Annotated in this window: 11 protein-coding genes; 3 read left to right on the plus strand and 8 right to left on the minus strand. The window is 43.9% G+C overall.

Features of this window, described 5'->3' with window-relative positions; genetic code table 11:
* Nucleotides 1-4: 4 nt before the first annotated feature.
* From QYZ87_04990 to QYZ87_05020, 7 genes are read right to left on the minus strand one after another with little or no spacing between them, the layout of a single operon-like run.
* Nucleotides 5-634 carry a DUF4141 domain-containing protein gene (locus QYZ87_04990; GenBank protein ID MDN4753885.1) on the minus strand — a complete coding sequence of 210 codons (630 nt, stop codon included), beginning with the start codon at nt 632-634 and terminating at the stop codon, nt 5-7.
* 19 nt (nt 635-653) lie between these two features.
* Nucleotides 654-3173: a TraG family conjugative transposon ATPase gene (locus QYZ87_04995; protein MDN4753886.1), complete on the minus strand. Its 2520-nt coding sequence runs from the start codon at nt 3171-3173 to the stop codon at nt 654-656.
* Nucleotides 3170-3505 (minus strand): DUF4133 domain-containing protein, encoded by a 336-nt coding sequence (locus QYZ87_05000; GenBank protein ID MDN4753887.1) that lies wholly within the window; start codon nt 3503-3505, stop codon nt 3170-3172. The genes QYZ87_04995 and QYZ87_05000 overlap by 4 nt, the downstream gene beginning before the upstream one ends.
* A 7-nt stretch (nt 3506-3512) precedes the next feature.
* Nucleotides 3513-3815 (minus strand): DUF4134 domain-containing protein, encoded by a 303-nt coding sequence (locus QYZ87_05005; GenBank protein ID MDN4753888.1) that lies wholly within the window; start codon nt 3813-3815, stop codon nt 3513-3515.
* 44 nt (nt 3816-3859) lie between these two features.
* The gene (locus tag QYZ87_05010) at nt 3860-4681 is read right to left on the minus strand and encodes a hypothetical protein (protein MDN4753889.1); all 822 of its coding nucleotides are present in this window, start codon (nt 4679-4681) and stop codon (nt 3860-3862) included.
* On the minus strand, nt 4678-5223 hold the full coding sequence (locus QYZ87_05015; GenBank protein ID MDN4753890.1) for a DUF3408 domain-containing protein: 546 nt from the start codon (nt 5221-5223) through the stop codon (nt 4678-4680). The genes QYZ87_05010 and QYZ87_05015 overlap by 4 nt, the downstream gene beginning before the upstream one ends.
* A 3-nt stretch (nt 5224-5226) precedes the next feature.
* Nucleotides 5227-6027, minus strand: a complete 801-nt coding sequence (locus QYZ87_05020; GenBank protein MDN4753891.1) for a ParA family protein — start codon at nt 6025-6027, stop codon at nt 5227-5229.
* Between the two features lie 603 nt (nt 6028-6630).
* Between QYZ87_05020 and QYZ87_05025 the strand changes: the two genes are divergently transcribed.
* From QYZ87_05025 to mobC, 3 genes are all read left to right on the plus strand, one after another.
* The gene (locus tag QYZ87_05025; GenBank protein MDN4753892.1) at nt 6631-7014 is read left to right on the plus strand and encodes a hypothetical protein; all 384 of its coding nucleotides are present in this window, start codon (nt 6631-6633) and stop codon (nt 7012-7014) included.
* The gene (mobB, locus tag QYZ87_05030; GenBank protein ID MDN4753893.1) at nt 7011-8291 is read left to right on the plus strand and encodes a conjugal transfer protein MobB; all 1281 of its coding nucleotides are present in this window, start codon (nt 7011-7013) and stop codon (nt 8289-8291) included. Before QYZ87_05025 ends, mobB begins: the two co-directional genes overlap by 4 nt.
* Nucleotides 8292-8433: 142 nt before the next feature.
* On the plus strand, nt 8434-10437 hold the full coding sequence (gene mobC, locus QYZ87_05035; protein ID MDN4753894.1) for a conjugal transfer protein MobC: 2004 nt from the start codon (nt 8434-8436) through the stop codon (nt 10435-10437).
* A gap of 28 nt (nt 10438-10465) precedes the next feature.
* Here mobC and QYZ87_05040 read toward each other — a convergent pair.
* Nucleotides 10466-11948, minus strand: a 1483-nt coding sequence (locus QYZ87_05040; protein MDN4753895.1) for a TonB-dependent receptor, incomplete at its 5' end; no start/stop codon positions are given.

An 11948-nucleotide genomic window follows, 5' to 3' on the forward strand; every position in this document is an offset into this window, starting at 1 on the left:
ATCATTACCAATAACGAGCATCACCCGTCCCATAGAGCGAGAGCATCTGATTCAGTTGCCCCTTTTGTTTCGCACGGATATAACTGACCGAGATATTCTTTCGCGTATAATAGGAAACGATAGAGCGATACTCACGCACGGTATTATAGATTTGGTCTATCATCTGCATCCGCTCGTGGTCATTCATTGAGAAGACATTGCTCTTTGCCACATTCTTCAATTCACGGAGGCTCTCGCCACTTAGCTCCAAGAGCTTTGTATAACCCGATGCCATAGCTGCCAATTCGGCCGGTCTAAAGTTGGGGTCATTGAGCATCTTTTTGAAGGAGGTGACATAAATCTCGGAGATATCTCCTACCATGAGGATGGTCTCCTTCACTTTGTAAGCATCGCCTATAAGATTATTCACCTTCTTGAGCGCATCGTAATACTGCTTACTCTCGTTATAGAGTTTCTCCACTTCCTTAAAGTTGTCCAAGGTGTTCTTGACCGTCTTACTTGCAGTCGTTATCTCCTTAATCGTATTGGCGATATTGCCAGCAAAGTTGGTTGGATCTGTAACAACCCATTGAGCTTCTGCTCTAATCCCAAGGAATGCGAGTGCACACATTAGTATCAATAACTTCTGTTTCATTGCTTAAATCATAATTTTGTTAGTTCTTCTCTCTTTTCTCTTGTGCCAGCTGACGGATAGCTACCTCAATGTCACCACCCAATTGCTCTGCTCGTTTCATTACCTCAACCTTCTCCAACTCCTCAGTTGTATAAGTGAGGTACTCCTCCATGGAGACCTCTGTCGCATAGACTGCTGATTGTACACCACCAAGACCAATCCAAACCTCTTTATATAGTCGGTTGGGGTCGTTGTTCATATTGATGGAGAGAATCTGTCCTTTCTCTTTCTCCGAAAGCCCAAGCATCTCTTGAATACCATCAAACTTGGTCATGTACTTACGCTGGTCAAGGAGTATCTTGCAGTCGGAGTTGTTGATGATACTCTCTTTGACGATGGGAGATTGAATGATGTCATCCACCTCCTGTGTTACCACAATGGCTTCTCCATAGAACTTTCGTACGGTCTTGTAGAGGTACTTGATGTAGTCTGCCATGCTAGCACTGGCTATCGCTTTCCAAGCCTCCTCTATGAGAATCATCTTGCGGATGCCCTTCAGTCGCCTCATCTTATTGATGAATGCCTCCATGATGATGATGGTTACCACAGGGAAGAGGTCTTTATTGTCCTTCACGGCATCAATTTCAAAGACGATAAATCGCTTGGAGAGCAAATCAATGTTCTTATCCGAATTGAGCAGGAAGTCGTATCGACCTCCTTTATAGTACTGCTTTAGCGTGATCAATAGGTTATCCACATTAAAGTCTTCACGGGTCACTTTGATGTCTCTTTGATTCAACTCCTCTCGATAGCTGTCTCGTAGGAACTCGTAAAAGCCATTGAAGCATGGGGTATGATTATGAGACACCTTGATGAACTCGATGTAGGCATTGACAGCTGAACCCAGTTCGCCAGCCTCTGTCTTGGTAATCCGTTCATCGGAGCTCTTCCATAGGGTCAGCAATAAGGTGCTAATACTCTCACGCTTTTCTACATCGAAGACGTTGTCATCTGTGTAGAAGGGATTGAAAGAGATAGGATGTTCATCAGTATAGGTGAAATAAATCCCATCCTTGCCTTTGGTCTTCTGGTGTATCAATGTGCATAGCCCTTGATAAGAGTTGCCCGTATCTACTAAGAGCACATGAGCCCCTTGCTCGTAGTACTGTCGTACCATATGATTGGTAAAAAATGATTTCCCGCTTCCAGATGGTCCGAGGATGAACTTATTGCGGTTGGTGGTAATCCCTTTCTTCATCGGGAGATCTGAGATATCTAAGTGGATGGGCTTACCCGACAAACGGTCGGCCATCTTTATCCCAAAGGGAGATAGAGAGTCTTTGTAATTGGTCTCTGCAGTGAAGAAGCAGAGAGCAGGCTCTATGAAGGTATAGAAACTTTCCTCGCTTGGGAAGTCTGCACTATTACCGGGCATACCTGCCCAGTAGAGGGTGGCGGTGTCTATGGTATTGTGTCGTGGCTTGCACTCCATAAGAGCGAGGGCAGAGCCAACATCATTTTTGATATGACGAAGCTCCTCGGGGTCATCACTCCAAGCCAACACATTGAAGTGGGCTCGTATGGAGGTGAGACCTTGGGAGTGAGCCACATTGAGGTACTCTTGTATCCACTCCTCATTGATTTGGTTACTACGACTATAACGCCCAAGGGAGTGCATGTTGCGAGCCGACTTCTCAAACCTCTGTAGGTTCTCATCACTGTCCTCTATAAAGAGGTATTGGTTGTAGATATGGTTGCAGGAGAGCAATAGTCCGACAGGAGCGGCAAAGCTCAATCGGCAGTCACTCCTATCTGTGGAGAGCCGTTCGTATCGGCTATCGGTACTCACGGAGGTGGGGAGGTCATCGGTGTCTGAGAGGGTATGGAGACAAAGGATATTGTCCCCAACCCGTACCTGATCTGCGCCTAATCGGATGTCTTGAAGGGATGGGTTGCTATCACCATTCAAAGAGAAATAGCAATCCAATAGCCCGTAGTGATGCTCGCTACCGACTATTTCCTCTTCAGTAAGCCGAGTCAGCTTGATTTGTTCGCTATCATTAATGATTCGTTCAAACTGGTCTACTGCCTCCAAGAACTTGGTGACCTCCTCTTTGTCACTAATCTCTTTCGGCAGGATATGCCCCCGACAAAGAGTAGAAAAGTTGCTCTGTCGTTGCATCCGTTGTCTATTGGTCTTGGTGAGGAAGAGGTAGCTGCTATGATTGAGGAAAGGGCGTTCATTGAAATGCCTTTCTGAAGCTCGGGAGAGGAAGGTCAGGTACTCCCCTCCCTGCCTATTGGTCAATTCCTGCTGGTAGTTCTCCTTGATGAACCAATCCTGCTTATGCACAATGGTGTAATTGGGCAAAACTTTGATGGCTTTATGCCAAGCAGAGTGCATCGACTCATACTCTACAGAGGTGATGGTGAAGAGCTCGGGGAGCGCTACTCGAAAGGCGACTGTAATGTCTGCATCCTTAGAGACAATACAGCCATGCTCTACCGAGAGGAGCGGAAATTTACTCTCTAAGGTGCTTATTTTGCTACTATTTCTCATCGGTGCAATTGTATCAACTTGAGGTTACGGAAAAGGTAGGCAACGGAGCGTCTATTGATGAGGTAGCGGGGGTGGCTCTTAATAGCACTTCGCTTCATTAATCCATACTGTCCATACTTACGGTTCATGGCAAACGTTTGCCACACTACGATGGTGGCACCCACTAAGCCTATGCCCAGACAGACCATCTGATTGACCCCAATCAAGTAGAGGATCACAACAACGATGAAAGTACCAAGCAATCCTCCTGCAAAGAGGAAGAGATATTGTGCCTTCAAACCTTTGAATTCAACATTCCGTCCTACACCCTTATTGATTTCCCACTCAGCCATACTACAGTTAAAGGAAGAAGCTCCTAAGGATAGTTGCAGCTACAATCAGAAAGATACAGGCTCCGAACCAAGAGGCGGCGGTCTTGCTGGTGTCGGGATCTCCACTGGAAAACTTATTGTACACCTTAACGCCACCTATCAGACCCACTACTGCCCCAATAGCGTAGATAAGCTTTGTAGCTGGATCAAAGTAGGAGGTAACCATCTTTGTCGCTTCATTAATACCAGCCATTCCATTTCCTTGGGCATATGCTCCTATAGTAGTCCCTGCTATGAGGAGTAATGCCAGCATTAATTTCTTTCTCTTCATACTTCTAATTCTATTCGTTATCTATTTGTCAATTACGCTTTCTGTTAGAGATAATAGGAGAGAGGTTTCTTTTCCTCATCTTTTGAGGTCTTAGAGGTAGAGGAATCGGGAATTTGATTAATGATAGAAGAGTTTTTTGATTCTGTTTCTTGACCCTGTTCCTCTACTTCTCTAATGACCTTAAGTATTCCTTTACTCTCCTTGTCGATGTGTATCCAATTCTTTTTATACTGCTCCAAAAAGTCTGTGCCTTGAAGCTCTATGATGGTCTCTCGGACTGATTCAACTTCTTCTTCATCTAACGCCTCTTTCTGAGTAGTCTTCTGGAGAAGAGCCAACTCCTTTACCAATACGCCACCTGAGTGAAGAGGCTCTTTCACTATAGGCTCTTCAAAGATGAGGAGTGCTTCTCTTTCGTTTTGCTCCTCATCCACCTCCTCCTCCATATCATCGGTGTAGTCAATCTGAAGTTCATAGTCTTCTTCGATGACCTCGTCTGAATTGCCTGATTGCTCGGGCGATTCAGGGACAAAGGTATCTACGTTTTCAACCGATTTTTCAGATAGGGAGGTAGCAGGAACTATCGGGAAATCATTGGAAGGAGATGGAGAAATGTATGGTCGACTCTTCCCTACCAATGAGAGGGGAACTTCTTCATTCTTAATGGCATTTGCAGCTTCTATTTCCTCGTTTGCTCTGTTCTTTGATAGGTTATCAAGCTCTTTCAAACGATGAATATCATGAACTTTAGAGGGATATATCGTTATCAGCTGTGTTACCAATTTAACAATCAAATAGAGTATCGCCACACTCATCCAGACAATGGACATGATAAGTAAGATGTTGAGTATCGTGGTTGTATTCATTCTGGAATCGTCTCTTTACGTCTCCGCTTAGCGGTGACTTGGTTTATCAAATCTCTATACTCACGGATATGGTCTCTTAGGATATTCTCAATGTAGGCTGTAAGGGTCGTTTTACAGCCCAAGTCTTGAAGAATTATTCTCATCAAATCCGTTGTTTCCTTATTGACCGTGAATTGTGTTCGCTTCTCAAACACATTCAATGCGAGAAACCTTTTCTGATACTCGGAAAAGTCTGCTTTTCTTTGTGTAACACTTCTCTTCAATTGAGGGGGCTTCTTTGTTTTCTCTTGAACTATAGTTTCTACTTCATCCTCCACTTCCTCTGATATCCCAGTAGGAATCATGGAATCCTCTATTTCTTCCTCAATGCTCAATGAAGAATGTACTGAGTCTTGTTGCTCATCTTGATATTTAAAAAACACTTCATTAGGTGGGTCAAAAAATGGGCTCTTATCAATCGTGTGAGGACTACTACCCATCTCTCCCATTTCCTTCAATTTCCTTTCCAATAGAGCATCTCTTTCTTCTTTGATTGTTCCCATAAACTATTCTGCACTCTTGGTGACTAATCCTATTCGTTGTAATAATTCAGGCACCCACTCATCGAGACCTGTACCAATACGCAGCTTGGGTTGAGGGGGAAGGTAAGAGCATCGAAAAACCTCTTTGACACCTGCCTGACCAAGCTCTCGACTGAATTTTACTGAACTATATAGCTGAGCATCAAAGAGAGACAATCCTATTTCTTTGACGTACTTTGTATATTCATCTATGATTAAGCTCCTAGCTCTACGATCCACCTTATTCCAGACGAGAATGATATCTTGAATGCGTACACTCGAAGTAGACACGCCAATGTCTCTAATCGTCTTGGCATAAGCGAGGGAAGAAGTCAATGATTGAACATCTGCTTCGATGGGACAGATGATAAAATCCATCTGAATGGAGAGTTCTAATAGCTCTTTGGTGCTGGAATGCCCAGGGAAGTCAAAGATGACCATGTCAGGAAGTGATGAGCCCATTCCGTTAAGGGTGCTATTCACTAACCTCAAAGCATCCTTGGGTTCTGCTGCGATAATTCGATACGATGGTCTCTGAAATCTTTCAAAGTGTGCATGAATGCTTTCGGCGATCTGGGGGTCTTCTTCAATGAGGGCACGGTCTCTATCTCTCAATTTCTTAAACGATGTCTGAGTGCCATCACAATCAACCACAATAAGGTCAATACCCTTTTCGTAGTAAAGTATTGCGGCGAGTACTTCTGCTAATGTACTCTTGCCTACCCCTCCTTTTTGAGAGGCAAAACCAAGATAAATTGGTTTGTAGTACTTGTTCTCTTTCTCCATAACTCCATGAATTCTATAAATGTTACGACTTACTTTGCATGTCTTGATTCTTATATACTCTAACTCGAGTTCTCGAGTTCTCGATTACTTAATTAAGTGCTTAAATAGTTAATCAATAGGCTAATTAGTTAATCACTTAGTTATTCAGCATATTAGTCAATGGGGCAATCAAGTTGGTAACAACCCCATGGGCTAATTGATGAAGTTCGTTATTGGTCAATCTATTCATCGGTTATTTAACCACTTAATTATTCCATCAAATCATTACTTGATGACTTAATTACACCACAAATTAAGCGACTAATTAAGTAGCTATTTACTACTCGGGAGCTATAGGGAAGTAGCGAGAAAACTCGTGAAAGTAGTTAATATTGAATGGATTATTTATCCCTTGTACCTTTGTCACTACAAGGATTTGAGACCTATTGGAGGGAGCTGGAGCCCCCGAAGAGATTGCCCGCAAGGCAGACTCTTCATACCCCTATCATCTTGATATTGGCAAGGTGTGTTTTTGTCCGACAAACTCCCGTTTCGCCGACAAAAAACCTTGCCCCACAGGGGAGAGAAATCACTCCAAAGTCGTGATTAGAAGAGATAAGAGATATGGAAAAGAAAAATGTAAGATGGGATCGCTGGGATACTCGTATCCTTGACCCAAAAGAGCAGCTAAAATTGATAGATATGTATCGTCGTTCGGGAGCTAAAACGAAGTCTGATTTCGTTAGGGCAAGACTCTTTGGTGAGGAGTTTAAGGTGGTCACAGTAGATAAATCTGCCGTGGATTATTATCGTAAACTCTCCGAATTAACCTCTCAAATTCACAAGATTGGTGTGCTATATAATCAGGCTGTTCGGGCAATTAATAGCTACCATTCAGTCAAGACTGCCCAGATATTACTCGAAAAATTGGTGGAGCTATCGGGGCAGATTATTGCTTTGCAAGAGCAGACAGTAGAACTCACCATTGACTATCGGAAGAAGAGATGATTGCGAAGATTTCTGCAACAGCCAATCTCGGGGGTACACTTGGCTACAACTTTAGGAAAGTGGAGCAGATGGAGGCTACTGTACTATTGGCAAATGGACTCTATCAGCAGAGTGGTCAGCCCTACACGATGGAGCAGGTTTTGGAGGATATGCAGTTGGCTATTCCAGATAGGTGCAGAACGAAGAAGGTGGTCTTTCACTGTTCGCTCAATCCACACCCTGATGAGCATCTGGACGATGATACTTTGAGGGCGATTGCCCAGGAGTATATGGAGGAGCTGGGGTATGGGGAGCAACCTTATATCGTCTTCAAGCACTCGGACATCGCTCGAGAGCATATCCACATCGTTTCACTTCGAGTGGATAGCGGGGGACAAAAGGTAAACGACAGATTTGAAAAGTGGCGAAGTAAGCGGATTACTACTGCCTTAGAAGAGAAGTATAGTCTGATATCGAGCTCTAAGAAGTCAGTAAAAGAGGAGAAACCTGCATTGCCTATGGCGGTGGATATAAATCAAGGGGATATCAAGCAACAGATAGAGGGTGTGATGCAGTTTGTACTGAAGCATTACACTTTTCAATCGCTTGGTGAACTCAATGCAGCACTTGCCCCATATCAACTGAGTGCTGAAGAGGTAAAGCGGGAGTATCGAGGCAAACAGTATGATGGCGTGGTTTATGCTCCAACAGATAGCAAGGGTAATAAAGTAGGAACACCAATACATGCTTCAGAGATTGGGAGAGGTGTGGGGTATGATGCTCTAGAGAGGCGAATGGAGCAGTCTAAGTCTTTAATTGCTACACACCTTGGAACTGTGCGTGGTCGTCTCTTGGAGGTGATGCGCTCATCTCCTCAGACGATAGAGGAGCTTCAGAAAGGATTAAAGCAGGTCGGTTTGCGAGCTTTTATCCGAAAAAATGAGGGCGGACGGCTCTATGGCATCACCTGTATAGACGACAAGGAGGGTATTGTAGTCAATGGCTCACGCTTAGGAAAAGGCTACTCTGCTAATGTCTTTAATACTTACTTTGCTAATCCAGCTCTCAATCCTTTTCTCAATGAGACTCTATACCGCATTCCTTTAGCCCCTAACCCTCCTATGGAGGACTTAATCAATGAAAATCCCCCTTTAGGGGGCTGGGAGGAGAGTGATGTAATAGGAGAACTAATTGATGAGCTACCAGTAAATAGAGGTAACGATGATTGGAAGGAGGCAGCTTGGCAACGCAAACTCCGCCGTCAGAATCGTCCTCGCTTAAAGGGTAAGAGAAGATAATGGTTTGTGCGTGCCTTGACATTGCAGAGCAGGTGCAGTGCAAGGCGATAAGAGTGAGGCTGAAGGGAGCATACAAAGGTATGTGACCAAAGTCAAATCTCGCAAGCAACGCAGTAATGTACCTGCTATACGATGTCAAGATATGGGACAAGAAGATGATTTGAGAGGCTTAGGCAAAGTGATGGACTTTATGAGGGGGATTTCTATTCTCTTCGTCATCATCAACTGCTACTGGTTTTGCTATGAGGCATTTCGCGAGTGGCACTTCACCATCAGTGTGGTAGATACCATTCTGATGAACTTTCAGAGGACGACGGGGCTATTCAACTCAATACTCTGGACGAAGCTCTTTAGTGTGCTGTTCCTTGGACTTTCATGCTTGGGAACACGAGGAGTTAAGGAGGAGAAAATTACTTGGGCTAAGATTTGGACGGTATTAGCCATTGGATTTGTATTCTTCTTCCTTAATTGGTGGCTATTAGCTCTGCTCTTTAGTAGTGTAGGGAATGCTTCACTTTATATCTTCACACTCTCTGTCGGATATATTTGCCTACTGATGGGTGGAGTCTGGATGAGCAGATTGCTAAAGAACAACCTAATGGACGATGTCTTCAACATCGAGAATGAGAGCTTTCAGCAGGAGACTAGGCTAATGACCAATGAGTATTCGGTCAATCTGCCCACTCGTTTCTATTACAAGAAGAAATGGAACAATGGTTGGATCAACATCGTTAACCCATTTCGTGCTTCTATGGTGCTGGGGACTCCCGGGTCGGGTAAGTCGTATGCAATTGTCAATAACTACATCAAGCAACAGATTGAGAAAGGTTTTGCTATGTATATCTACGACTATAAGTTCCCCGACCTTTCGGAGATTGCTTACAATCACCTGCTCAATCACATTGATGCTTACCCACTGAAACCGCAGTTCTTCGTGATTAACTTCGATGACCCTCGCAAGTCGCATCGCTGCAATCCTATCAATCCTGCTTTTATGACGGACATCTCGGATGCGTATGAGAGTGCCTATACCATTATGCTTAACCTCAACCGAACTTGGATACAGAAGCAGGGAGACTTCTTTGTGGAGTCACCAATCATCCTACTCGCTGCTATCATCTGGTATCTGAAGATTTACGAGAATGGAAAGTACTGCACCTTTCCACACGCAATTGAGTTCCTCAATCGACCCTATGCTCAGATATTCCCGATACTGACTTCATACGATGAGCTTGCTAACTACCTCTCTCCCTTTATGGACGCTTGGGAGGGTGGAGCTCAAGACCAGTTGCAAGGACAGATAGCCAGTGCCAAGATACCACTCTCTCGCATGATTTCTCCAGCACTCTACTGGGTGATGACTGGTGATGATTTCTCACTTGACATCAATAACCCAAAAGAGCCAAAAGTATTAGTGGTGGGTAATAATCCCGACCGTCAAAACATCTACTCTGCAGCTCTTGGTCTGTACAATAGCCGCATCGTAAAGCTCATCAATAAGAAGCACCAGCTGAAGAGTTCAGTGATTATAGATGAGTTGCCAACCATCTACTTTCGTGGACTGGATAACCTTATCGCCACAGCCCGAAGTAACAAAGTGGCAGTGTGTTTGGGATTTCAGGACTTCTCCCAGCTCACCCGTGACTATGGGGATAAGGAAAGCAAGGTGATACAAAACACGGTGGGCAATGTATTCAGTGGTCAAGTAGTAGGAGAAACAGCTAAGACTCTCTCAGAGCGTTTTGGTAAAGCACTCCAGAAACGCCAGTCTATGACCATCAACCGCAACGATAAGTCCACCTCTATCTCCACACAGATGGATAGCCTTATCCCTGCCTCCAAAATTAGTAACCTCACGCAAGGGATGTTTGTAGGTGCTGTCTCCGACAACTTTGATGAGCGTATAGAGCAGAAGATATTCCACGCTGAGATAGTGGTAGACTCCGCAAAGGTCTCTGCTGAAATGAAGCAATACCAGCCAATCCCCGAAATAGCCACTTTCCAAAACGAAGATGGCTCCGATAATCTCCAAGAGACCATAGAAGCCAACTATAAGCGTGTCAAACAAGAAGTGCTATTCCTCGTTGACAGTGAAATTACCCGCATCAAATCCGACCCTTTACTCGCTCACCTCATCAAAGAGTAAATATGCAGTAAATGAAAACGAAATTAATTTAGAGCTTTATTCCTTGTTCTTGGCTTTGCAGCACATTACCTATGCCTATTTTTTCCTTGGTATGCTTACGAATAGTGTAGCGGAGAAGAATCCAAGGTCGGAAACCAAGGTCTGTCTGCCTATTCCAGTTGTAAGATTTGAAGGAGCCAGTCTCCGAGAAGGTTTCAGTCGTCAGAGCACCAGTAAAGTTTTGCAGAGCCACGGCAATATAAAAGTCAGGAGTGATATTATAATTAACCTGTAATTGTGCAAAGGTGGGTCTAAAATACTGAGTTCTAGACTGAGGAGTATAGCTATACTTTTGCCAGCTAATATCAGCACCAAACATCCACTTACCCTTGTACCACCACACACCAGCATTGACTAGGGGCATAGTCTTTACCTCTTGCCCCTCAAAGTAGTAGCGATTTTGTCCACCTCCTACATAAGCGTAGCTCAAACCATCCCTAAAGTTATAGTTAATGTTTGCTCCCCAATATAAGAAGTCAAACTTCCCGTCATTCTGATAAGTGTTGACCCGAACTCCTTGATCAATATAGGAGTATGGGGTAATCCTATCAGTATAATGATTATAGGTAACGGTCAGAGGAGTGAGGAAGAATCGCCCCAATCTAAGCCTATAATTGAGCCCTACTGTATGCATCTGCTCAGGCATGAGCAGGTGATTACCTCGTGTAACTACTAGAGGGTCACTAGAAGTGTTGTAGGGATTAAGTTGTCCTACACTTGGGCTGGTATTAGTCAGATTATAATTGAGACGAATAGTGTTCTTCTTATCAATCACATAGTTGCCAGAAACAGCAAACCTTGGTCTCCAGTAGCTGTTTTTCTCGCCACCCGCATCAAGCCAAATACCCTCCAATCCAGCCGAAAGCATATAATTGAGCTTTCCTATTTTGCTTGAGAAAGAGGCGTAGAAGTATTCGTCAAATCGCCGATGATTAAAGATAGGCAATTGCTCACTCACCTGCTCGATCTTATCATTGATCCACCGTGTATTACTTCCGATATCAATACTACTTCCACTTTCCAACTGCTTAGTGTAGTTGACCTCAAGATTCATAGAGGAGCGCTGATTGTCGTATTCAAATAGGTACTTATTCTCTACCCCTCTACTATACGCCTCTATGTGGTCGCCATCAAGTTTATTACGATTCTTATTGTACCAGTATCTCGCCTGCAACTGAGATTTGTCCTTAAAGTCGTGCTGGTAAAATAGACCTCCCGTTAGGATATAGCTATTATCTACACTATTAGATGATAGAGTAAAAGGAGTTTCTACTGCTTGTCTTAGCGTTCCTGCTCCACTCATTTCACTCCAATCCTTCTTCTTATTGCCATAAAACTGGGCTGTCATATAGTCCCTCTCCCCAATCTGCCATTTGAGGATTAGGTCACCATTCACGCCACGGTTATTGACTAAAGAAGCGCCCTTGCTAGCTTTGTGAAAATCAGTATCCTCCTGCCATTGCTCATAGTCG

The organism is Porphyromonadaceae bacterium W3.11, from assembly GCA_030434245.1.
Lineage (GTDB): Bacteria > Bacteroidota > Bacteroidia > Bacteroidales > Porphyromonadaceae > Porphyromonas_A.